Raw genomic sequence first — 26,301 nt, 5'->3', positions numbered from 1 at the left:
GCTTTCGGTGGCGATTTCCGAGCGACGTGCCCAACAGCCGACTCGCCGGCGGTGAGCAGTGGATGGATGTCGCCCGGTTCGACGCCGCACGCGACGCCGAGCAAAGCCACTGGTCCCGTGCCAGCGTGAGCGAGTCCGACGAACATCGAACGCTCGAGCCGACGCCGCTGCCAGAGATGCTTCACCGTCGCTGGCGAGGTGGTCGCGTTTGCAACGTCACCGGCCCTCTCGAGGCCGCCGAGTGGCAGTCTTGGTGGACGGGCCAGGTCGATCGCATCGTCGTTCCTGCGGAGTCGAAGGCCGAGGTGCTCATCGACCTCGACGATTACCTGTGTGCGTTCGTCAGCTTGCACGTCGAACAAGGTGCCGGCGCGACGGTCGACGTCGCGTGGGCCGAAGCACTCGTCGCCGGCGTCGAGGAGCCGCACTTTGAAAAGGGCCAGCGCGACGAGGTCGAGGGCAAGCGCTTCATCGGTCGGGCTGACACCTTTGTCTTCGACGGCCAACCCCGCACGGCAGAGACCCTCTGGTGGCGGGCGGGACGGTTCATCCAACTGACGATCCGAACCGGTGATGAACCGTTGATCTTGCTAGCGCTTCAATTCGACGAGACCCGCTACCCACTCGACTGGCGTGACTTGCCGCCAACGGGCGACTCCGAATTCGACGCTGCCGTGCCGCTCATGCAACGGTCGATCGAGACGTGCGTCCACGAAACCTTCATGGATTGCCCGTACTACGAGCAGATCCAATACCTCGGCGACACGCGGCTGCAGGCGCTGGTCACCTACACGCTCTGCGACGACGATCGCCCCGGCATGCGGGCGATCAAGCTGTTCGCCGCCGCCCAACGACCCGACGGCCTGCTGCCTTCGCGGCTGCCTTGCACGAAGGACCAGTTGATCCCGGGCTTCTGTCTCGCCTGGGTCGGCATGCTGCACGACCTCGCCATCTGGCGCGGCCGACCCGAGTTCGTGTCCGACATGCTGCCGGCCTCGCGGCGACTGGTCGACGCTTTCGCTCGGTTGGTCGGCGACGATGATCTGCTCGGACCGCTGCCGGACTGGCGATTCGTCGATTGGGTCCCGACTTGGCAGAACGGCGTGCCGGCAGACACGCAGGACACGCCCGACGCCATTCACAACGCCTGGCTCGTCATCGCGCTGCGGCAGTTGGCTCAGTTCGAGGCGTGGGTCGGCGACGCGGACATCAGCCGAAGCCACGCTGCACTGGCGGAACGACTGTCGGCGGCTGGCAAGCGCGCCTTCTGGAGCGATCAGCGAAGCCTCTTCTCGAACGCGCCAGATCGCGACGCCTTTTCGGAACACGCCCAGTGTCTCGCCGTCCTCGCCGACTGGATCACAGGCGACGACGCAGGCGATCTTCTTCGCCGCTGCTCAGACGCCGACGTTGCCAAGACCACGATCTACTTCCGGCACTACCGCTTCGAAGCCCTCACGCACGTCGGCCTTTCGGACAGCATTCTCGACGAACTCGACGAGTGGCGTGATCTGCCCGCACGAGGCCTCAAGACCACACCGGAGATGCCAGAGCCGACCCGTTCGGACAACCACGCGTGGGGAGCGCACCCGCTCTTCCACGTCGTGGCACCGCGCCTCGGGCTGCGCCCGACTCCGCTGCCGCATACCCCGACTCCACAATGACCCGCAAAGTTCTTGCCGCGTTCACGTTCGTCGTCAGTCTCTTGGCTGCTTCGGCATCGGCTGAGCCCAGCGAGTGGACCCACGTCGACATCGGACAGGCCACCGGCTCGCTTATGGCAACTGACGATCAGTTGACACTCACTGCCCAGGCCGTCAACGGTGACCCGCGTCGTCGTGCTGACCGCGTTTTCGCGTACCGGCAGGTCGAAGGCGACTTCGAGATCGTCACGACGCTCCATGCTGTCGAAGCAAGCAAAGCCAACGCAGAGACCTACGCCGGTCTCTGGCTCACGCAAGACCTCGAACCCGAGTACGGCGATTTCCAGCGGATCAATCCGCTCTTCGTTGGCGACGACAGCAACCACGACGCCGAGGCTTACGTCGAGCACCAGCGGTGGGAACACGACAACTTCCCGATGTCGCTGCCGATCCACCTGAAGCTGATCCGTCGCGGCGGGTTCGTTGGAGCGTACCGATCCGATGACGGCATCCGCTGGGAGCCGGCCATGCACGCGACGCCACGAGGCCTCGGCTACGGGTGTGTCCTTCGCGACCCGACCGGCCCGGTGTGCGTCGGCGTCTTCCTTGCCACCTCTCGCCAAGCCGACGCGACAGCCAGCTTCAGTCCGCCCGTCATCCGCGACGATCGCTACCCGGTCCGATCAACGTTCCTTGGCAACGTCGGTCCCGGCGGCATGGGGTCGGGACACATGCAACGCGTCGCCGCCGGCATGGCCGTCGATGGCCAAGGCCGAGCGTACCTGGCCAGCCATCACGACGAACAAGGGCTGGCCACCGGCATCTATCACGACGGCCGACGCGTCGGCTGGCTCGGCTGGGAATGGGAACGCCCCGTCGGCCCGATCGCGCTCTCCGGCACGCACGCGTACCTCGCCACCGACAGGGGCTTCCAACGCATCAGCCTCACCACACGCCGCCGCACCGGTGAGCCCGTCGTCCTTTTCGACACACGCGACCGGACGGCACTTCGCGGCGTGGCCGTGACGCAGGATGACCAAACGCTCTACCTGGCCAACGCTCGCGAGCAGCGCATCGAGATCTGGGACACAACGGGCACACAGCCACGCGACATCCTGATCGACAGGCTGCCCAATGTGGGCGCGTTGTCACTCTCACCAGACGGCCAGACGCTCTGGTGCGTCATCGAGCCGCCCGATTCGCGCGTCGTTGGCATCGACCTCTCGTCAGGAACGATCAAAGTCGAGATCGATGAAGACGGCTGGCTGCCGGTCGACCTGAAAGCCACGGGCGATCGGCTCGTTGTCGCAGACAACGGACCGGACCAGCAAGTCAAGATCTTCGAGATCGCATCGGACACACCGACGCGCATCGGAACGATCGGCCGACGCGGAGGCATCGCTGCCGATCCGGCGGGCGTGCCTCACTCGGACGCGTTCGTCTGTCTCTCCGGCGTCGACGTCGACAATGCGGGGAACCTCTACGTCTCCATGTTCGGCCCGCCGCTGGTTCGCGTGGAGCACGAGCACCCGACATCCGTCACGGGCATCCGAAGCTTCACGCCCGAGGGCACGCTGCGCTGGCAGATGTTGTGCCACATTGATCTCGAGACCGTCGCCGTCGACCCCGACGAGCCGTCCGTCTTGTTCACGCCAGACGAGCGGTTCTCAGCCGATTGGGACTTCGAGCCCGACCTCACACTGCCACCCGGTCACCCCGACGGACTCGGCGGGGCTTTCGCTTGGACTGGGTTCCATCGAACCAACCACTTCTTCCCCGGCATGACCCCCGACGGAGCCGGCTGGGGCACGCCGTTTTTCTGTCGAGTCGACGGCAAAAAGTTCCTGGTGATCCTCCACAAGAACCGTGACCTGATGATGGCCTACACGCCGCCCGGCACAGATGGGGATCCCCAGTTGAAACCCGTCTCCGCGTGGGCCACACGCAGCTGGGATGGCTTTCCCGATCACGGGCCCGCGTCTTCGAATCACTGGACCTGGGCCGACCGGGACGGGGACGGGCTGTTCGACCCCGACGAGTTCACCAACCATGACGGCACCGACGTCGGTCAGCGTTCGGCCTTCGACATCGACGACGACGGCACCGTCCGCTACCACGGCATCACCTGGCTCGCTGAGTCCGTGCCGACCTTGAACGCCGAAGGCGTGCCCGTCTGGCAGCCGGACGAGCCGTTGCCTGTTCCCGCACCATTCGACACGGGCGGCGTCGACATGATCCGCTACGTCGAGGCCAATGACACGATGTTCCTCACCGGCTTCACCGCCGACCTGCCGAACACGTCACGCTGGTCTTCGACATCGCGCCTGCTGGCCCGCTATTCCGACTGGTCCACGGGCAATCGGACGCCGGATTGGACCGTCGAGCTGCCCTACCTCGCGCACCGAGACAATCCCACCGCCAGCTCCGGCAACACCCGCTACAACGGCAACGCCGTCTCGCTCAACGCCTTCGAGGACCACGTCTTCGTCGGGCTCTATGCGCCGTCGCTCCTGATGATCCTCAACGCCGAGACCGGCGACGAAGTCATGCACGAAGGCGAAGCCCTGCGTCTGATGCCAGGGCCTGAGGTTCTGGGCCTGTCGACCGACCTCGACCGCGGCCCGCTTGCGGTCAGCATGATCCAACGCTCGGACGGCGAATACGTCGTCTTGATGCAGGACGACATGTTCGCCAAGGTCACCATCCTCCGGTGGCAGCCCGACGCGCCGATCAAGTAGTCGCAAGAGCCAAAGCGTCGAACCGTCGCGCGAGCGAATCCTGCCATGCACGTCACGCAAGCTCACCACGCCTCGATCGCGGCCCTCTGCACGTTGGGACTCGTGCTCCTGGGCGTGACTGGCTGCCGCGGACTCAACCCGCAGAGAACGTCCGCCCTGGCTCTGCCACCGCTCCCGACCGCCGAGGTTCCTCGGGCAGTCGCATCGCCTCAACTAGGTACCAAGCTCGACGATCCTGTGTGGCGTGGTGCTTTCCATGTCCCTTTGCTCGCCGCTTCGCTGCCGGCCGAAGCCGATACCGACACCGCCATCGGCCCGGCACCGAAAACCGAGGTCCGTCTGCTGTGGGACCCCGAGTTCCTGTACGTCCGCTTTGTCAGTTTCGATGACGAGCCCTTCTCCCCGCACGGCCAGCAGCGTGACGCGCCCCACTATCAGGGCGACGTCGTCGAGGTCTTCGTCGACGGTGTCGGCGACAGCCGGCAGTGGTACGAGTTGCAGGTCAACCCCGACGGCGGTGTCCTGGATCTCAACACCGTGCTGTCGGCACCGCCCGTTTCCGACGCCCGCGGCCTGCTCACCGTCGAAAGCAACCGCGAATACTGGTCCAACCTCGCGTACGACATGCCCGGCCTCCGTATCGCCACCCGACGCGAAGCCGACGCATGGATCGCCGACCTTGCGATCCCCGCCGCCGAGCTGCTGCGTCGTCGCCAGGCCAACCACCTCTCCGCCGGCACGTCGCTCCGGCTCAACCTCATCCGCTACGACCGCCCACGCGCAGGCGGACCGGACGACAGCCACCGTGCCCTCCACATGGCCTGCTGGTCACCAGTGGTCCTCGGCCGACCACACCGCTCACCGCAGCGCATGGGCGTGATCCACCTGGTCCCGTCGACACCGTGACTGTGACTGAACAGGGTGCATGACCGGGGCCTTGGGAGGACATAGGCGGATAGACCTGCCTTTAAGTCAAGGCCTTACGGCGATCGGCGGCGTTTCGAGCTACTTTTCCGCTGGGTGGCGATTCAGGCCAATTCGGCGTCGGGCGTCGATGATCCGGCGGCGTTGTAACGCTGGGCGTTCGAAAGCGTTCGAATCGGCCTAACGCGTTCGATTCGCCGATTCTCGACGGCTCGCGACCGTCGCGGCATGCGTCGATCGACGACTTCGGGCATGCGCAAAGCGCAAACCAAGCGCAACGCTCAGCCCGCCCCACCGATCGCAGCCAGGACCTCGCTGGTGCGCTGGCGATGAGCCCCGCCGACCTGACGGCACGTTCGACCTCGACCGGCTCCGGTAGGACACTCGCGTGAAGCTCTTCGCCGTCAACGTCCTGATCCACGCCCTCTTCGAGCACCTGGGCGTAGCCCGTCGGGTTGCTCGGATCGATGTGGTAGACGACCGTCTCGCTGCCCTCCGTGCGGGACACCCGGATGCCGCTCGTGTCGTACTCGTACGTGGCGGTCGTCGTGACGCTGCCTTCGGTGACAGACACCTCGCTCATCCGGCCCATCACGCCGTAGCCGTAGGTCGTCGTGCTCGTCACCGTGCCGGCCGTCGTAACCGTCTTCTCACGCTGCTGGCTCGTGTCTCCGTCGGGCCCGACGTACGAGTAGGTGGTGACGGTGTTGTCCGACGCGTCGCCGGGCGTGCCGGCGTCGCTCGTGCTCTCTCGCAGGCGATCGAGGCTGTCGTGCAAGTTGGTGGTCGTGGTCGTTACCCCGCTCTGTTCACGTTCGACCACCAGGCGGTTGCCGACCAGGTCGTGGCCGTACGACTCGCTGAAGTTGAACGCACCGCCGAGCGTCGCGCTCGTCAGCGTCTCGCCCGACAGACGGCCCAGGCCGTCGTAGCTCCACTCGGCCAGGTAGCCGTCGCCGACGTGGTCCGTGTGGTCCTCCGAGGCCCGGCGGCCGTCGGCGAAGAACGTGTAGAGCGAACGGTCCAAAAGCACCTCGCCCGCATCATGCACGGCGTCGCCGTCCGTGTCGAGGAAGTGCCTCACGCCTTCCAATCGGCCGAGGCTGTCGTGGGCGTAGTCCTTCGTCAGAACCCCGTTGGCCACGCCGTCGGCGTCGACGAGCAGCTCATAGTCGACCATGCCGTCGGCTTGGTAGAACGTCCGGTGGCTCGACTCGCCCGTCGCCGTATCGAAGCAGCGGACCGCCGTCGTCTCGATCAGTCGGCCCATCTGGTCGTGGCTGACAGCTCGCAGCCGGCACCAGCGATGTGCTTCCACGAGACCCAACGAACGAAACGACGCAACTCTGAGCTGACTTACAATTGACATGCTAGCCACTTCGTTCGCCAACTGGCACTAACGTTTTGGTTTGTCTAGACCACACAACAAGGGCAGGTTATGCGTCGTGCGCTCACATTGCTTCAGTTGATATCCAAGGCCCTTACTCTTCGATACCTTATACTTGTCTCGCAAGAGAACTTATACTTCGCAGCTGATCGCGATATCTTAACTAGCCTTTGCGAATGACCCGGAGACGAACGGACCTTCGCCGCCAAACGCGATCAGCACTTCCACTAGCCAATGCTGATGATCCCGGATGTTGTAATATTATTTTCCGCATAAGCACTGAGAGATTGAAAGCCAACTTCCAACAATCGCAAGATACGCGTAAAGTCAGACATTACAGCGACTCCACTAACGAAGATCGTATGAGCTCGACTCCGACCTTCCACAGAAGTGGATTTTTCCATCGTCTGTACACCCATAACATCCCGCCCCTCGACTTCCAACGTGTTAGGGCGGACGTAAGGAACCTGGCGACGCTGTGCTCAGGGCTCGCCTTTGGAGGACGTGATCTCGTACCAGTCCTCCATTTCACGCACTACATGACCCAGCCAAGACCATACACTCTCGAACTCAGCAACAACTGTATACCCAGATTCTGTCCATCCCTCGATGACCACGTACCTCTCAACCTCTACCCTCTCTTGATCAATGCCAACATGAAGACATGTGTACAGATCACAATCTTGTCGCTGCGCGAACGTAATCAATGTAGCCAAGGACGGTCCTCCGGGGAAGACATCGCTAATCCTTCTCCTGGCTGTGACTGGGAGTAGTAGCCATGGCTGCAAAGGACCGTCCGGATTTTCAGCAAGCAAAGAACTTGCGACAAGCCAGTCTAGCTCTGGCGTTTCGATTACACGATAACTCGAATCTGCGGTTGTCATTACGTTTACTCTTGAGGTAACTTCGGTCTCTGCAACGTGCCATTCTCTGGAAGTCTGTTTCTTGCTGTTCGATACGCAAGCGCCTCACCCCACGTCTTTGAACTGCCGAACCGTTCGACTGATATCATACCCGAAGGAAGAGCGTCTCCAGGCTTGTGAATACGGACAGGTATCGACGCGATCCCTTGTTCTGCTGCTATAGCTGCGCGTGTGTTGTCGATCGCGACAAGACCGTCAGGAGTGTCTACTACGTCGACAGGTTTAACGCCGTCAAAGCCAAATCGCCGTAAATAGTTTCGCCAAACGAATGCTCGTGAAACGCCGTCAGTTACATTACCACCGCCGCCGGCAGTTCGCTGTGAAAAACGCAGCTGGCTGGGTTGCGTCGACGAGAGAGTACCAGAGGACGTTGGGACATATGCTCGGTACGTTGTATATGCACCGAAGACCGTTGAAAGGCCCCTGAATGCTGCCAACTCATAGTTTTCCTCGTCAATCGCTGACCATGTGCCGTACGCACCAGCGCCGAGCCCCAAGCCGGCCACAAATGGCCCAAGTACAGTTAGTGTAAGTGGTCCTAGCACGGCTCCAAACGCAGCACCAATAAACATATCATAAACTACATCCATACCACGCTTTCCTTGGAGCAATGAATCTGCTGCACCAAATGCTGCACCCAAGCCAGCCCCAATCGAGGCCGCGTAGATACCCGCTCTGACTGTGAGTGAACCAAGCAAGGTTGCATAGAGGGACTCTCCCGTCGGGTCTACGCCAATGGTCGGACTTGCGTGGGTATATCCGTACTTGTTGAGCGTGAGCGGTCGCTGGCTGCTGCCTGCCCATGGGTCGACGCGGTTGAAGCGGCCAGTGCCCGTCTCGTACCACCTGGCCCGGTTGTAGCTTTGCCCGGTAAGCGGGTCGATCGCCTGGCCCGCGTAGCGGAACGCCGTCAGCGGGGACGTCAGGCCCAGGTCCTGGCCGTAGGCCGTGTAGGCCAGACGCTGCAGGACCGCTAAGGCGTCAGGCGTCGTCTCGGCGTCGAGCACTGCCCGCGTGCTGCCGTGGGCGTCCATCAGCAGCCGGTGCACGTCGATGTCGCCTGTCGCCAGCTCGCGGACAGCTTGAGCCACCACCGACATCGCCAGCGTGAACGCGTGCGTCACCTCGGCCGCATCCAACTCACGGTCCCCGTCGCCGTCGGTGCCCTCTTCCACGGCCTGGGCGTAGCCCGTCGGGTTCGAGGGGTCCACGTGGTAGATCGTGGTAGTCCCACCTTCGGTCCGCTCCACTCGGAAGCCGCTGTGGTCGTACTTGTACTCCACGCTCGTGCCGTCGACACTCACGCTCGTCATCCTACCAGAAGCGTCGTAGCCGAACGTCGTCGTGCTCGTCTCGTCGCCGGTGACCACCTTCTGCGTCTGCACCGTCGGGCCGTAGCCGTAGGTCGTGGTTCGTTCCGGTGAGCCGTCACCGTCGGTGTCCCGCTCCTCGACCAGCAGGCGGTCGCCTGCGTCGTAGGTGTAGGTCGTCGTGTGACTGCCGCCAGTGGTACCGGTCGTCTCGACGTGCTCGAGGCTCAGGCGGTTGCCCGTCAGGTCGTACGTGAAGCTGTCGGCGTAGGCCAACGGCGTGCCGCTGGCGTCGAAGCCGGCGTAGGTCTCGGTCGCCAGGCGGTTCAGGCCGTCGTACGTCCACGTCTTGGTCGTCACGCGACCCTGCTCGTCCGTCCAGACTTCCGAGGCAGGGCTGCCGCCGTCCTCGTGCGTGTAGACGAAGCTGGCCAGCCGGGTCTCGGTGCCGGAGTCGTGGCTGAAGTCGCCGTCGAGGTCCACGAAGTGCGTCAGGCCCTCCACGCGGCCGAGGCTGTCGTAGCCGTAGTCCTTGACGACCTGCTCTCCGTCGGCGACGCCGAGGAGTTCATGGTCGATCATGCCGGCCGCGTCGTATACGTACCGCGTCGACTCCGGCTGGTCGCCCGACAGCGTCGTGTCCGTGTCGACCGCCTGGCCGAAGCGACGCACCGTGTCGACCCGGATCAGTCGGTCCATCTGGTCATAGCCGTACTCGGTCAGCGTCGTCGACTGCTGCGGGTCGGCGTGATCCGTCCAGGCCGACGTCTTTCGGCCCAGGTCGTCGTAGCCGTAGTGCAGCAGACCCTGCGGACTGTCGATCGTCGTCAGACGGCCCTCGGCGTCGTGGGCGTAGGTCGTCGGCACCAGGAACTGGCTGTCGTCGACCTCCACACGTCGGCCCAGCGCGTCGTACGTGTAGCCGACGGTGCGGCTGGCCGTGCCGGCGGCGTGATCGGCCTCGCTGTCGTAGTAGCTCATCGACGTCATTCGGCCACGGCCTGCCGATGTGTCGTCGTGGGTGTAGGCCGTCACGCGGCCTTCGAAGTCGACCTCGTGGGTCAGACGGCCGTAGCCCACGCCGGGCGTCGCGTCGTAGTGCTTGTACTCCGTGAAACTGCCAGCCGTCGCTCCAGCGACATTGCCCATCGGCAATGTCCGACTCAGCTGGCGGCCCTGGGCGTCGTAGGTGAACGTCGTCACGTGGCCCTGGTCCTTCGGCCACTGGGCGATCGGTTGATTGGCCGAGCGGCGGTGCTCGCTGTCGGTTCCGGTGCCGTCGGCCGTCAGGTAAACCACCTCGTTCGACGATACATCGAGGTACGCGTTCTGAACGATGTGCGTCTGACGCCCCTCTTGGTCGTAGTGGTACTCGTAACGCGGGCGACGCAGGTCGGCGGTGCCGGTGGCCGAGCCGTCCGGATCGATCGGCGGCAGCGTCACTGCCATCAGGCGGCCTGCGTCGTCGTACTCGTACTCCGTCCGACGGCCAAGGGCGTCGATCGCAGCGGACTGGCGGCCCAGCTCGTCGTACTCGGTCCGCGTGACCACGTCGTCAGACGGCAAGGCCGGCGTGTCGCCCAGCAGCGTCGAGACCGTCACCCGGCCCAGCGCGTCGTACGTGTTCCTGGACTGACGCCCCAGCGGACCCGTCGAGACGTCGACACGGCCGGCAGCGTCGTACGTCTGCGTCGACTCGATGGTCTCGCCGGCGCCGATCATGCCGTCCTGGTTCAGGTCCAGGTCGTAGCGACTGCCCTCTTGACGGCCGAATGCGTCGTACAGCGTCTCGGTCACCAGACCCGTCGCTGACGTCGTCGTCGCCGTGCGGCCCTCGACGTCGTAGGTGGTTGAGGTCTTCGACAGCAAGACGCTGGTCAGTGGCGTGCCGCCATAGGTGTCGTTGTCCGGATTGCCGTCCGTGGCAGGCTCGTAGTCAAAGGTCGTCTCCCAGACGTCGCTGCCGTTCGTCGGCGGGACGATCGGGATCTCCAGACCTTCGAGCCGACGCGTCTCAACGACGCGGCCGGCTGGGTCGTAGAGCGTATGGGTGACGCGCAGGTGGCTGTTGTCGAGAGGTGCATCGGTGCCGTCCGGCAGGACGAGGGTGCCGTCAAGCTTCGTGACGAACGGATCCGTCGTGGCGATCGCACGCCCGTTGGCGTCGTAGGCCGTGCGGGTGACGACGATGACGTCGTTGCCGCCGGTGTCGTCCGCCGGACTGCGGGTTTCGACGACGTTGCCGCGAGCGTCGTACCGCGTAGTCGTGACGTGGCCGTAACGATCTTCACTGGTCAGAACCCGGCCGGCAGCGTCGTACGTCGTCGCCGTCTCATAGATAAGGACGCCGTCAACGAACTGCTTCGTGCCCCTGACGCGACCTCCGTTGTCGTACGCGGTCTCGTTGCGGACGGTCGTTGGTGGGACCGTCGACTGGCCGGAGTCGACCAACGCCTGATCGGCCGACGAGAGTGTCGTCCGCTCGCTGAACGTCTGCCGGCCACGGAAGTCATAGCCGAAGGTTGTGACGTTGCCGGTTGCATCCTCGGCCTGCGTGAGCAGCCCGCGGTTGTCGTAGGTGTAGCGACCGAATTCGATCTCGCGCCCAGCAGCGTCAAATCGCGTGAGCAACTCAAGGTTGTTCTGTGCGTCGTACGCATAGGCGGTGGCGTTGCCTAGCGCATCCGTTGTTCGACGAACGGTTCCGTTGGCGTTGTACGAGTTGATCGTGCTGCCTGTCGCGGTGCGGATGATCCTCGGCTGCCCAGAGGCATCGTATTCGTACTCGGTCCAGACGCCGGCCGCATCGACGACACGTGTCGGCAGGTCGGGATGATCTGTGTCGCCGTAGGTCGTCTCGCTCGAAAGCGGCGTGACTGCGGGATCGAAGTCGTACATCACTGATCGATCTGCCTCGAAAGGCCTGAACGACTTGGTCTGACGCGTGTCGTCGTACTCGTATGCCGTGACGAGGAAGGTCTCGTCTCCGGTCTGCTGGATTTGACGGATCACATTGCCTTGCCCGTCGCGGACGACGTGTGTCTCGGCACCATCGGCGTCGGCGACTATCTCGACGACCGAGCTCGCCGGCAGGCCAGGAATCAGCGATCCGTCGAGTTCGTAGCCGAAGCCCGCCGCGTTGCCATCCGCGTCGACGAGTCCCTTGAGCATCCCGACGTGATCCGGTGACGGAAGATCCACATCGTCGGCGGACCAGAACAGAACCTTGAGGGTGTCGACGCCTCGATCGTCGTCGCGAACTCGAGTCAGGAAGCCGGGGCGGCCTAGCGCGTCTTGTCCTGGCACACCATCGACATCGACCGCGCCGCCGGAGGCGTTCCACGCCTCGTCGTAGAAGTACTCCACAACGTCACTGTTGCGGTTTGTGAACGAAGCAAGAGAGCCATTGCTCCCATAGCTGTACGACACCTGGTCGGTCTCGCTGAACGCTCCATTCTCGTCGAGCGACCAGAGTTGGATCTGCTCTATACGCTTGTCGCTATCCCGTTTAACGCGTAGCTCTGCGAGCTTCGTGCCAGACACGTCCTTCGTGGAGATGATGTCCCCATCGTTGTCGAAGGTCATCTCGTTCCCAAGGCGATCTGTCATCGACAGAATCGAGCCAGACTCGGAGTCGTAGACGTATTCCTCTCCGGTGAACGAGCGAAGCTGGAAGTCGATGCCCTGAGCCTCCAGGATCGCCGGATTCCAACCGAGCGCACGGGTCGGGTCCGTGTACAGCTTGTTGTCGGTGTCGTCTAGGAACACCTGCCAGCTGTTCAGCGACGGATCTTGAGCGAGAAGCGCGGGGTAATAGCCGAGATATGGAGCGAACCCGGAGTCCTCGGCATCGGCTGCAGAAGCTGCGAACCGATCACTCGCAAGTTCGAGGAGTACGTCTTCGCTACCGGGCCGTGGCCGGAATGCAACGCGGAAGAGATTGACGGCGCCACCCGCAGAACCATTCGGAATCGGGAGCAGCACCGTGTCGTAGCTGAGCTCTCGGCCATTAGGAAGCGTCACGTTGATCGGCGTCCCGTACACATAACCGCCAGTGAGGCCGAAGGCATCGCCGCTTCCGTCGCCATCGTGCTCCACACGGAGCTGGCCACTCGTGATGTCCAGGTTCCAGCCGGGGCCGAAGTCTCCATCCACCTCGCCAGACCTGTAGCTGTCGTAGGTGCGAGTGACTGTTAACGGAAGCGCACCAACTTCGGCTTGGAGGTCGGTAAAGGTCATAGCAAAGTTGCCGACCTTTGTGGGTGTCGCAATCTCGACGGGGAACGCGGTCTGAGCAGCTCCGCCCGAGCTGTCTGTGACACTGACTTCCAGAGACCATGGCCCATTGGCAAGCAACAGTGGGTTGATCGTGAAGAGGTCGGCGTCGATTTCCGGATCGCCGATGTTGGGCACGAACTGCGACGGTGTGGCTAATTGCTTCTCAATCGTTACCTCCTCACCGCTGGCGCGACGAGCAACCACGGAAAACGAGGTCAGATCATCATTGGGATCAAACGCATAGCCGCGGACCGTCACCATCTCGTCGACGAGCATCCCGGGATAGAACCCAGGTTCGCCCTCGGCAACGTCCGCTATTCCAAGACGCGGCGGCTGCGGCTGCGGATTGAGCGGGTCGCCGATGTTGGTCGGATCGAACACCGTAATCGACTTGAGGGCTGATGCAGTCGTCCGCCCAGCAGTATCGACCGCGAACCCTCGGACCCCGAACGTCGTGCTCAACTGGCTGTTCATCACCGCATCAGCGGGGATGTTGTACGTCACCTGCCCGTAAGCATTGGTTGGGAGTCGGAGCGGCAAGTCGTCGTTGTTGATCCATTCTGCCGTCTCGATCTCGACGTAGCGCCCGAGCACTCCATAGTCATCTTCGGCTGTTACTGAGAAGGTAACAGACCGGCCCTGGTCGACGGCATCGGCGCTGCTGAAGAGCTGCGCCGTCGGCGGTGCGTCATCAGCGGGAGGCACGACGGAGATCGTGACCTTGAGGTCCGCGACAAGGCCGCCGGCATCTCGCACTCGGATGACGGGCATCTGCACGTTCGGCGTCGCAATCTGATAAGGCACGTCCCACGTCACGTTGCCCGACGGATCAATCGCGATCCCCAAGGGCGTGCGAGCCCACTCAACGACGTCGCCTTCGTTCTCCAAGAGGCTGAAGGTGAGCGGAAGCTCTTCGGGATCAGTGGCAGTCACGCCAAACTCGAGCTTCGCCCCCGCCGCAATGCTGTGGGCGATTGGACCATCGATCACAGGTGGTTGATTCGGGACAAGAGGTTCCGTTACGACCAGCGTGTAACCCATCGTCAGCAGTACAGGCCCTTGGGATGCCGATACAACGACGTCGTAACTGCCAGCGACGGTATCGGACGCGTCGGCGCTGAGAAGACCACTCGCATTCATCGAAAGCCAACTTGCTTCGGATGAGACGAGCGCGAATGTGACAGGACCGTCGGGGTCCTCTGCAACCAGCTGGTAGGAATATGGCGATCCAGCTTCGATAAGTGAAATCGGCTCACCGATTAGCTGCAGAGGCGTATCCGGGTCACCATTGGGTGGGTCTTGAGCAGCTGCTCCCGTGGTCATCTTGATCCGCTGCGATCCGCTCAGCCCGTTTGGACGGTCCTCTCGGACGATGATCTCAAAGTTGCGCATCGTTGCTCCGGGCGGGTTCTCCCAGGTCAACAGCGCCGTCGTCGGCGATTGCTGTTCAAGCACAAAGTCGTCGTATTGATCCGGAGTTTGATTGAGTGCTCGGTACTCGAAGACGAGTGCGTCCTGCTCTGCGTCCTCGGCCTCGATGAGGTACTGCCATGTCTCACCGCCCAAACCGGGCTGTGGCGGCAGAGACACGATGTCCGGACTCGTGTTCGATCGACTGACGCTGAACGAGATCGTCTGGCTGTCGACGCCACCCATGCCATCGTCGACAACAATCCGTGCTTCGTAGACGTCGAGCGGACCGTCATCCGGATCTGGGTACCAGCTGAACAGACCGGTGTCGGGTTCGATGAACGCAGACGATGGCCCCGACTCGATCGACCATGTGAGTGTGTCCTCATCAGGATCGGTGGCCAAGGCCTGGTAGTACAGGGGGTCACCGTCGATCGACCTCAGTCCCGATCCGTCGCTTTGGATCGTCGGCGCAGAGTTCGACCAGCGTTCGACGACCCGGAACTCAAGGGTAAACGGCAACTGGACGCTATGCTCTTGGTCGGCAACGCTAAGCCGGTAGAGATATGGTAAGTCCCCTTCGCGCGTGATATCCGCGAGCGAAGGCGTCCAAGACCACCTCGCTGCTTCGCCAGATTCCACCGTGACTGGTCCCAGGCCAGGGACATCTGGCATCTGCACACCTTGGTTGTTGATGACACGCGTTAGCGTGTAGTCAAGTGGGCCGCCGTCAGGATCCCACGCCGTGAACTCGGCGTAGAAGGGTAAATCAGGGGCTGCAATCAGCGAGCCACCAACGTGGTAGGGAATGGGCGGTGCGTTGTCTGGCGGCGGATCGACGACGTGCAGCGTGAACGGATGGACAACCGCGCTCTCTCCGTCAGAGACTCTGACGAGGATCTCGTACTCGCTCCGGCTCCGACCGGCATCGGCATCGGCAGTCGCGATCGAGCCTTCGAGGTCGAAGGACCACGCTTTGGCGCCGGGCACGCCAGAGGTTGGAGTCGCAGGAGCGATCCCGCTGATGACCACCTCCGACGGTCCACTGACCTGGAAGTCCAGCAACTGCCCTGTCACATCATCAAGATCACGTGCCTCGATGTGAATCTCGAAGGGATCGTCGGTCGTGAGAATCCACACATCATCCGGAGCAACAGGGGCAGAGATGATTTCTGGCGGGAGGTTGTCGTTGACTCGGATTGACCATGCCATGAGGTCGCTGCCGCCGCGTCCGTCACGCACTCTGAGCACCACGGAGTGAAGCCCGATGTCGCTGCGGGTCGGACTCCAAGTAACTGCACCAGACAACGCGTCGACGAAGAGACCCTCCGGCCCTTCCAACAGGTCAAACGCGTGCACATCCTGAGCGTCCGCGTCGGTGACTGTCGGCGTGAACGCGTAGCTCTCGTCGTACCTCATCGTCGTTTCCGGCGAGCCGGTCAGCACAGGAGCCGAATTCTCTGGCAGTGGCGTAAGTCCCTGCGCAACGCTGTACAAGTTGTTGGCCTCGCCACCACCATCACACTCACGTACGTAACCGTGCGATTCGATATCGATGTCAGTCTGATCCCAATCTGCCCGAATCCAGACAGTCTCCGGATCGACACCCGGCGACAGCTGGAGGATCACGTCTTCGAAGCTGTTCGGCGCAAGCTCGTTGGTTGTCAACGCGACGGCGATCTGTGTGGCTCCTGGTCCCGGCTGACCATCGAACACCGCAATCGGCGTCCCTGCTGGAGCTGACGCCGACCCACCGTTGCCGATCCGAATCGTCACCGTGTTCTCTACTCGATCGATGCGAGCGAACGACGGGATCAGATCCGGCGCGGGAATACCAACGCCAGGAACAAGCCTGGGTTGCGTGTTGAGTCGGTAGCTGTTGTGCGTCTCCCAGCTCGGCTGCTCCACGACCGGGACCTGCCCATATCCAGGTTCACCCGGTGCGACCTGGTTGACATTCGTGACGTGATAACTGTTTTGATTCCAGATCGCCGCTGTTGGCGCCCACGAGCCGGAGGCGTTGTCGATAATATAAAGCCCGTTTCCGACATCAAAGTTCGCACTCTCTGAGGAATTATTCGTGTCATCCCCATCATCTTCAAGATCGAGCCAGTCTCGCAACGCCTGCAACTCCTCACGCTCACGATTAGCAGCAAAGACAATCTCTGCCGCACCATCATTGTCAACATCTGCGACAACCGGAACTTCCAACAACGTTCCAGATGGACGACTGACTCGAAACAGTTCAGTCAACAATGGTTTGCCAGTTCCCGCGTGAATAGATGGGTTAGAACCCGGCAACGCCATGACACGCACGAACAATTCATCTCCGTAAATAAGTTCAACGCGACCATCATTATCAAAGTCAAAGCTCGTTGATCCCGTAGTACCAGAGCTCAGATCCTGCGTCGGAAGCAGTGCCGCGACTTCACCGTCCGACTCAAAAATTACAATCGCTCCAGCACCCGCAACTGCAACCTCTGGAACCCCATCCCCATCAAAATCACCGATTGTCGGCGGACCACCTTCCCTCTCATTGTCGTTATAATCGTCAGGTTCCGTCACAATTGGAAATGCACTCTCCCAAATCACACGACCACTCTGGCCGTTGAGTAACAGCACGGTACTGTCGCCTACTGGCTGAAGGTTTGGGCCGGCCGCTTCGTCTATCCATGTCCGCCTCGGGCCGACTAACACAATCTCTGGAACACCGTCGCGCTCCTGAGACACAAGCTGCGTGTCATTGAAAGTGCCAAAGTCGCTAACCGCGGTGTAGCCATTCGGAAGTGAAAAGTGGCGCCAAACTTCCGCGCCGTCCGGAGCACGAACCGCGTTGCCCAAAATGATCTCTGGCCCGTCAAACCCAGCCGTATCAATCACATCGGCAACAGTCGACACGGGGCCTCGATGGTTCGATCCTGTCGACGCATATGCATCAAGCTCTGATCCGTCACTTGATATGTCCAGAGCATCTTGCGTCTTCGGCGATAGATCATGTTCGAATACCCTAAAACCGATCACAATCTCGCCCTCGGGATCATCGTCAACGTTCGCAGTCGCGATCGCAAGCTCTGGCTGTGGATACAGGCCATAGCGAAGATCGGCCCCACCGGCCCCTGCGTCAAAGTCACGATACCAAGGTACTCGCTGCTCTGAAGTAATCCAACTCCCACTTGCATCAAGCTCTACGCTGAATAGCCGATCACCGGAATAGATATTATCACCCTCGTCGCCTGTGGCACTTGCGAAGATTACTTCAAGACGCCCGTCAAGGTCGAGATCGGCAACTGCAGGATCGGCGCCGAAAGTTGTGTTATACCCCATACCAAGTGGCAAGGAATCCTGCGAATGGTATAAAATTGCACCCGTCTCGACATCACCGATTACGAGCGCAGCGCTCCCACCAAATGATTGCGCCTGTTCTCGGAAACGCTTCGTTGCAATAAACTCGAGACTACCATCGTTATCGAGATCCGCAATTAGGGGCGTACTGGCGAACTCTTCTTGCTCCCATGTCTCATTTTGAGCCCCTTGATTTAAGACAAACTCATACCGCCCGGCAGCAAGTTCCGAAACAACTGGATTCCACGTCAGCGCTGGCTCGAGCACGACTCCGCATCGGTCGGTTGATACCGCCAAGTTGTTATGCTCATTCACTTCCGGCGTGACGTTCTGATAGTCAATGTAAGCGCTGACGGCAGCGCCGGCGAAAGATGTCGACGAAAGCACCGTTGCAGCGACGTGCTTTGTTGGCTCATCGAACTGACCAAGTGGGAGTGTTCCTAGTCGGGAGTCGTCCCCGTTGAAGACGCCGTCGTAGTTGCGGTCCTCGAAGAAGACGATCTCTGCCTCAGAAGCGTCGTAGGCAAGGTTGGAGGTGGTCGCCTCGGCTGAAACCACGCCGGTGACGGTCAGTGTCTGCGGATCCCACTTCAACCCGGAAACATCGACGTTGCTTATCGAGAGATCGACGTCTTCCCCTGCTCCAGTCCCGATCACCTCGACGGTGAAGTGCTGGGGGACCGGTGCGTTGATACTGTCGGTAACGGTGATGGCGAAGTCTGCGGTCTGGCCAGCGAGATCAGGTGAAGGCGTCCACGTGAACAACCCACCAGACGTGATCGCGCCGCTGTCTTCAGGCGAGATCTTGCCAAAGTCGAGTGGATCACCGTCGGGATCCTTTGCCGTTGCCTGATAGACGTACTCCTCACCGACGTAGGCGATCGAGGGCGGCGTCGATGTGAACGTCGGTGGCCTGTTGACCACGCCGGTTACAGCGGTGATCGAGAAGTGCTGGTCCAACGCTGGGTCCGACAGGCCGAACGGTGAATCCGTTGCGCGAAGTCGAACAGCCCAGGTGCCGGCATCCGCTGCCGTCGGAATCCAGCGCAGGACGTGCTGATCGACGATCCCGTCACCGTCCGTGTCCTCTGCGGCAATCGTCATACCGGTCGGTCCGACGATCTTCGCGTATTCGATGTCGTCCGCGTTCGGATCAAGACCTCGCAGTGGGTAGACGAACTCGGTGTTACCGTTTGCGACGATCTCTAGATTCGGGCGCGTTTCGACGACCCCATCCGATGAGGAGATGACTTCCTGGACGACATATGCATCGCCCAACTGCTCGGTGTGTGGATCAGAGACGATTTCCGGAGCCAGGTTGAGCTCAGCGAGCACCACAACGTCGAAGTCGAAGCGGTCGGCGCTATCAACGCCCGTGAATGAGATCACTCGACCACCCGCTGGACCCGCGAGGTGAAGCCCGTCTGCGTCGGACGTCACCTGATTGGTGATTCGGTAGAACGGTGTTCCGGCAGGCACGCCGGCAACGTCGCTCTGCAACAGTCCGTCGTAGCCGTCCACAGCAACACCTTCAACGGTTCCCCCGGCGTCTTGTGCACGGATGCGGCGGACAGCGATAAGTGCCTCTCCACGCGTGTCGAGCGACGATGTCTTCGACACGTTGACGTACGTGGAAAGACGGCCCGTTGCAGCGTCGTACGCCGTATGCCCGTAGACGGTCTCGAAGCTTCTGGTCGCGTCGCTGAGGCGCTGCAGTGGCAGCACGGACCCGTCCGATCCGTCTCGGCGCGACGCCGGTAGCGGACTGGCTGTGACAGCCTCGGGCGGGAGCAGGTACTTCCCTTGATTCGCGTCATCGGCAAGGAACCGGAGGGTGACGGATGTGCCGTTGTCGGCGTCGTTGTTCAGGAGGCGTGCAACGACTTCGACCGTGGAGCCTGGTGTCAAGGATGAGCCATCGATGTAGATGCTGCCGCTCGATGAGTCATTTACGACGTGACCCGTGCCATCGGCCAAGGCAGCGATCTGGGTCTGAGTCAGGTTGAACTGCGCTGAAGCGTCGACGCTCGTTGTACCGAGCGTGGGCAATGGCGTGTCACCTGATCCGACATTCAAGAGCAGTTCGAAGGCGTCGTTGATGTCCTCCGGATTGCTTCCGCCACTGTCGAAGAAGAGGTTCGAGTAATCGAACCGGAAGAAGGCAGGATTTGACGGAACGACGAGACTCGCGCTCGCCGTCGGGCCGCCGGGTTGGTTTGTCGACGTCAGTAGCCGGGTCTCTTCGATGAGGAGGACATCGGCCGGAGGCGTCGGGCCCATGGCTTCGACGGCGAAGTAAATGGGTGTCGCTGCGCCATCGTCGTCGGTGACGGTGACGGTGCCGTTGTAGGTGCCGGAGGCGGCGTAGAGGTGGCTGCCGCTGACGACGCCGAGTGTGGCGACGCCGGCGGATCCGGTCCGGGTGATCGTGACGGTGCCTGGGTCAGCGGTTGAGCCGTCGTCCCAGTCGATGGTCGCGACGAACGTCTCGTCGGTGCCGAGGATCGTGTCGAGGAATCCTGGATCGTTGAACTTGACCAGTTCGGTGAACGGGTTGGCTGTGCCTGCCGTCACCATGTGCAGGATGGGCTGCAGCGGTGCTGGCGTGTCGTCGGCCGGGGCGACGTTGGTGACGGCGACGGTTTGGGTGAAGGAGTGGGTCGCGCCGTCGGCGTCGAGCGTGGTGGCGGTGATGGTGTGTCCGACGGCGTCGTCGGCGTAGACGTGCGTGGCCGTGACGTTGTTGCCGCTGCCGACCGTCTCCGTTCGGCCGTCGCCCCAATCGATCGACCAGTCGTCAGCGCCGTTGACCAGGAGCAGGTCATACTCGTGGCCCTCATTGACTGTGGCGGCCCCCGTGATGCCCGGCTCGGGCAGGAGCAGCGACGCGACCTCCATCTTGAAGTGCGACGAGCCCGGGTTGCGTTCGGCGTAGAAGAGGTCGAAGTCGTACGTGCCCGCTGCCAGACCGAGGGAATCGAGATCGACGCTGGCGGCCTCCTTGTGGTGCTGGCCGCCGAGGTCGACGACGAGTTGGCCGTCGATGAAGACCCAGATGTCGTCGTCGCCTTCGAAGGTCAGGGTTTCGCCGGAGCCAGGGCCCGCGTACGTGATCTGTGCATGGAGCTCGAACGTGTGCCCGAAGTTGTGCGGGCGACCGTCGAGCGTCCCATCGTCGGTCAGCTCGTTGAATGGGCTATTGACCAGGAGCTGGCCGTCGAGCGGGAAGAAGGTGTTGTCGACGAGCCGGAAGACGTCGGGACGATTGGGGTCGTCTGCACGGAGCAGCAGGTTGCCGGTCGTCGAGCGGTTGAGGGTCGGATCGTCGTTGTACCAGGAGGCAAAGGAGGCCGCGCTCAGGATCGCCTCTTCGGTGCCGCCGTCGTTGCCGGGGATCGTTTCGGCCTCATCCTTCCAGCCGAAGCCGTCGCGGAAGACCGGCTTGCCGTCCGGCCCGAGCTGGTCGGCGACCAGGCCGTAGCGGACCGCGTCTTCGATGTTTCGGCCGCTGCTGAAGTCGACGTGGCCCGAGACGCCGCCCTCGTCGCCCGAGCCGAGCGGCTTGAAGTCGCGGAAGGTCACGGGAATCGACACAATCGCGTCGTCATCGACCGCGCGGACGGGAAGCGACCATGCTGAATGGCGCGTCGTTCCACTGGCCAGACCGGTCGCATCGCGTTCGAGTCGGACCTGGAAGACGCGTCCGACGTCACCGCCCACGCCAGCGAGCACAATGGAGTAGTTGCCATTCCCGGTATCGGCCGACGTGGCATCGGCCGTGCCGGCAAGGACCCATTCGTCCTCGACCTCGTCGTACGACTCGATGCGGACCTGCACGTCGTCACCGATCGGCGTCGACGTAAAGTTGATCCGCATGTCGTTGGCCGTCCGCCCCGTCTGCGTCACGGTGACACCGGTCACGCCTGGGAGCGAGGTCCAAGCGGCGTTGACATTGCTCGCCTCGCCGCTTCCAGCTGCATCCGTGAAGGGGCGGACGAAGTACTCGTACCGCGTGCCGGGCAGCAGCGCCGTGTCGACCCACGTCGCGATGCCGTCCTCGTAGCCGTGGTGAAAGGAGGTGTCTGACAGCCGATTGTCAAGGGTGGTCTGCTGCCACGCACCCTGTTCTCCGCGACGCCAGACCTCGAACCCGTCGTAGGTCGCGGGTACGCCCCAGTTGAGGGTCACACTCTCTCGCGTCTGGCTCCCGAGCGTGAGGTCTCCCGGGCCGGAAGGCGGTGCCGCCAGCGACGTGTTGAGTCGAGACTGGACCAGCTCGTGGTCGAGCACGTCGACGACGCCGTCGCCATTGACGTCGCCCGTGGCGTAGGTCGCCTGAGCCGGCGGCGTGTTGATGCTCGCGATGACGATGTTGAGGTCGTCCTGTTCGACGACGCGGTCGTTGTCGAAGTCGCCGTTGTAGAAGAAGAGCAGCTCGCCGCTGGCGTCACGCGTGCGGTAAACGTTGTCGTTATGCCCGCCGAGTCGCCCGAAGAGCGAGACCTCATAGTTGCCGTCAGGCAGATAGCTTCCGGCGTTGCCGACGGTCCACTCGTGTTCCTGGGCTGGAGCAACGGACAGGACCGGTCCGACCAGCACGGGGTCACCCGGACGGGCAAGGAGCTGCCCGCCGAGCGTCAGGTTTTCGATCATGACGCCGGTCACTTCGGCGTCCGTCGTGCGGATGTCATCGGCGAAGGTCACCTGCACCGTGTGTTCCGAGCCGGATGTGTCCAGCGCTGCAGACACGGCTTCCGGATCGGTCTCCACGACCAACCTCGGATGGAGACTCGCATCGTCGGAGTCGCTGCTGTTAAAAGTGGCACGGTCAACTCGGTTCTCTAACGCAATCAGCGCGACCGAGACGGTGTCGTCTCCGCCGAGTTCGCTTCGGACAAGTCCCGTGATATCCCACGCGTGCCATCCCTTGTGGTCGACGTAGCTAGCAGAAGACGCTGGTCCACTCGTGTCCGGCTTGTTGCTGTACGTGACAGTTGCTTCATCCCACGCGTCGCTGATTGCTCTTGCCTCTATCGAAACGGGGTCGCTGTCACCCTCGCCCCAGAGCCACAACGTTGCCGAGTGGATTGCGTCAGGTGAACTTGTCGGAAGGCCGGCACCAGACAGGTCGAACTGAAGAAGTGTTTGATGGTCGCCGTAGTTGGCGGCGGAGTAGCGGACGTCGAGTTCATCGCCTGATGTCGGAGCACCGCCGCTAACGGACGTGTCATCGCTTGGAGCAATGACGATCGGATCTGCGGCGTCATAGCCGAACTCCGCCAGCGCCAGCTCGACATCGTCGAACCAAGCGGTTGCCTGACCATCGATCGACGACTTGGCGTTCGCGTGCAGGCCGAGCTGCAGTCGATGCGTTCCCGGCAACAACGTTCCGACGTCGATCGTCGTCGTCACCCACCCGGTATCGCTCGCGCCTGATCCGCCAGCGTGGGTCGCTAATGGACCCGAACCCACCTCGCGTCCGTCAATCATCGCCAGCAGCCGGACCGTCTCGCCCGAGGCGAATGCGCCCGCGTCAAGTCGGTAGCTCAGCGTAAGCGTCGAGTCGCCGGCCCCTACGACCTCGAAGTCTTCCTGCCACGCCCCGCTCATTCCCGCCACAGCCGTGCCGTCGATGCCACCGATGTCGACGCGGAGGACGTCGCCGGCATCCGCACCCTCACCGGTCGCGAGAATGCCACTGGCGTAGCTTGGTTGGCTGGTTCCCTCGAACGCGTCGTCGACGTACTCGAATCCGTCCGCGCCTGACTCGAAGTCTGCGGTGAGGATGGTCGTCGGTGTCGGACCGGAGCCGGCTCCCGGATCGACCGGGACGGTCGGCGCTGGCCCCAGCCCCGTCGGCGCTGCGGCCGATGACTCCTGCACGACGAGCTTGTCGAGCTGAGCGCCGTCCTCGCGATACCCAACACGCAGCGTGTGCTGGCCCGCGGAGAGTGTGTACGTCACTGCGGTCCCGGAGCTGTCGTGGACGTCGTCCCACTCCCAGTTGCCCGTGCTCGGGAAGGTGTTCCATCGGGCCCACGCACTCCCATCGACCTGCACCCAGAACGAGTCGTCGTTCCCGTTGTTGGCGCGCACCCGACCCCAAACCACGTAATCGCCAGCCGTGTCGAGTGTGAAGTCGTACGAGACGATGCCGTCCGTACCCGGTGCCGAAGAAGTCGAGTTGTTGCCGGGCGCGATCTCGATGTACGTCGAACCAGACGCTGTTGTGTCCTGGTCGTGCTCTTCCCAAAGCTGCCCCGGCTGGCCTTGCTCGGCTTCTGCAACAAACGCTGCGAGCAGACGTCGTTCCTCCAGCTTTTCCACGACCGACCGCGCTGCGCGCTGCAATCGGGAAGATCGGGCTCGACGCGCCTGGGCGTTGATCGAATCAAACGGCTGCTTCGAAGGGCTCATCTTCATGACGGCTCTGGCAAGTTGTTCTGAGGCGATTGCTGCGGGGCGACCCAGCAGCGGCAGCGAGACAGAGTGCCAAGAGCGGCATCAAAAGTCGGTGTACGAACCGCGCGTTCTGGTGTACGAAACGCGCGCGCGTCTGCGCCAAGTTGTCCGGCCCCCCACGCAGCCGCTCAACGCATCCTGAGGACTACTTGGCTTCGGACGGAACGTCTAGCGCTTGCGCCTGAGAAGGCCGGACGCCGAGGTGTCGCTTCATCGCTCGCGAGAGGTGGGTTCGATCGGTGAATCCACACTGCCGTGCGGCAGCCTCGATCCCGAGATCCTGGTCCTGCTTCAGGAGCTTCGCCGCGGCCCGCACGCGTAGCCGGAGCTGAAACTGGTGCGGAGGCATGCCCGTGGCAGCGCCGAACGCCCTGGTGAAATGCTGGGAACTCAGGTGCACCAGGCCGGCCAACTCTTTGGTGCGGATGTTGCGACGGAGGTTCTCCAACAGATAAGCCCGGACCTCCGCCACCTGGCGATCCGACAAACCCGCGACGCGCGTCCGCCGTGTCTGCTCATGACCATCCTCACGACGCCCCAGCAGGACACTGAGCGCGTTGGACAGACTCTCGACCAGGAGCGGGCCCCCGTAGCGCCCAGGAGAGGCCAGCTCACCTGCGATCTGCTGGAGGATCCCGGCAACCGCGGGGTCTTGGAACTTCGGCGCCGGGGCCAACGCGACCGGGCGACCCATCGTCTCATCAACCGCTGACGGCGGAATGAGCAGATGGAAGGTGTCCAGCCGCCCTTCCTCCATCAACCAGCTGTGATCGCATCCCGCCGGCACAAGCGTCAACAGCGGGTTCGATTGGCGTGCTGCCAGCGTCTGCTCCTGGCGCGACGACTGGCCGTCCCCTACGCGCCATGACAGGTGCGCAGGCTTACGAGGGCTGCTCGACCCCAGGAGCATGATGAGGCGATGATGGGTCTCACCAGGCCGCTCAAGACTAAACGGCGGCAGCCCGCGAAATCGCTCTGCAACCAACCCAGCAGGCCATCCCGCACCCGACCCGACCTTCTGGGCCTGAAACGGCAACTCCGCGCGGACTTCCGCCGGACTCAGCAGGTGATCTCGCTGGGGTCCGACGCTGCCGCGCCGGGCCACGCCCGTGTTGGTATCCACCCGATCCGCCACGGTTGGGGAGTTTACCGGACCACAGAATCGCTACAAGCCGCAGCGCTAGCGCTGCGTTTAGATCACGCAAGTCTTGAAAGCAGGCCCGCCAGTTCTGTTGCAGGCTAGGGGATAGTGACGTCGCTATCGGGGCCGACCAGCCACAGTCTGACCAAACTGCACATGCGAATCGCGTCCTCGGGACGACGACGCCGTCAACGAGCATCCCGCGGTGCTTGAGCTGTCTGGACGGCGATTTGTTTTGACTGAGCTAGAGCTTCTTCACTTTGCCCGTAGCGCTCTCTGCTGATCGGTCGGATGCGTCGGCGATGAGGCCCTACCCGAAGGAGCTGCGGGACCGGGTGCTCACCGCTTGCGATGGAAGCGAGGCGACGTAGGCCGTCGTCGACCGCTTCGAAGTCAGCCGCTCGTGGGTCCGCCGCCTCAAAAAGCGACTCCGCGAGACCCGCGACGCCGGACCTTGGCCCCAAGGCAGCGGGCGGCCCCGGCAGATCGAACCCGAGAAGCTCGCGGCGTTGCGTTGGTGCAAGAGAAGCCCGACGCGTTGCTGACGGAGCTGCGCGAGGGGCTGGGGCTGTGTTGCTCGCCGTCGGCGATCTGCATGACCTTCGAGAAGATGTGCATCAGCTACGGAAGATTTAAAGCGGGCGGCCGAGCAGGACCGCGAGGACGTGGCCCGCCGGCGTGCGGTGCTGCACTGGTGCCGCCGTCACGGCGAGCGTCGCGGCGATGCGGTGCAGGTGCGGACG

The 26,301-nt window shown here is 62.7% G+C and carries 6 protein-coding genes; 3 read left to right on the top strand and 3 right to left on the bottom strand.

Annotated features, from left to right (window positions below; translation table 11 throughout):
* From AAGI46_05160 to AAGI46_05150, 3 genes are all read left to right on the top strand, one after another.
* Window positions 1-1,664: alpha-L-rhamnosidase (locus tag AAGI46_05160; protein ID MEM1011594.1), on the top strand; the 1,664-nt coding region annotated here is incomplete at its 5' end.
* On the top strand, window positions 1,661-4,381 hold the full coding sequence (locus AAGI46_05155) for a hypothetical protein (GenBank protein MEM1011593.1): 2,721 nt from the start codon (window positions 1,661-1,663) through the stop codon (window positions 4,379-4,381). The genes AAGI46_05160 and AAGI46_05155, both read left to right, overlap by 4 nt.
* A 264-nt stretch (window positions 4,382-4,645) precedes the next feature.
* On the top strand, window positions 4,646-5,287 hold the full coding sequence (locus AAGI46_05150; GenBank protein MEM1011592.1) for a carbohydrate-binding family 9-like protein: 642 nt from the start codon (window positions 4,646-4,648) through the stop codon (window positions 5,285-5,287).
* 61 nt (window positions 5,288-5,348) lie between these two features.
* Here AAGI46_05150 and AAGI46_05145 read toward each other — a convergent pair whose 3' ends face one another.
* The 3 genes from AAGI46_05145 to AAGI46_05135 all read right to left on the bottom strand — a co-directional run bounded on the left by AAGI46_05145 (window position 5,349) and on the right by AAGI46_05135 (window position 25,552).
* Entirely contained in the window at window positions 5,349-6,623 is a 1,275-nt protein-coding gene (locus tag AAGI46_05145; protein MEM1011591.1) for a hypothetical protein, read from the bottom strand.
* Window positions 6,624-7,581: 958 nt separating this feature from the next.
* Window positions 7,582-24,282, bottom strand: a complete 16,701-nt coding sequence (locus AAGI46_05140; GenBank protein ID MEM1011590.1) for a fibro-slime domain-containing protein — start codon at window positions 24,280-24,282, stop codon at window positions 7,582-7,584.
* A gap of 280 nt (window positions 24,283-24,562) precedes the next feature.
* Window positions 24,563-25,552 carry an AraC family transcriptional regulator gene (locus tag AAGI46_05135; GenBank protein MEM1011589.1) on the bottom strand — a complete coding sequence of 330 codons (990 nt, stop codon included), beginning with the start codon at window positions 25,550-25,552 and terminating at the stop codon, window positions 24,563-24,565.
* Window positions 25,553-26,301 lie beyond the last annotated feature (749 nt).

Source organism: Planctomycetota bacterium (assembly GCA_038746835.1).
Taxonomy (GTDB): domain Bacteria; phylum Planctomycetota; class Phycisphaerae; order Tepidisphaerales; family Tepidisphaeraceae; genus JBCDKH01.
The sequence above is the reverse complement of the archived record's forward strand: the minus strand, read 5'-3'. Positions and strand labels throughout refer to the sequence as shown.

Excerpts from the sequence above, each read along its gene's own strand:
- AAGI46_05155 (MEM1011593.1), top strand. The coding sequence starts at position 1,661 with ATGACCCGCAAAGTTCTTGCCGCGTTCACGTTCGTCGTCAGTCTCTTG.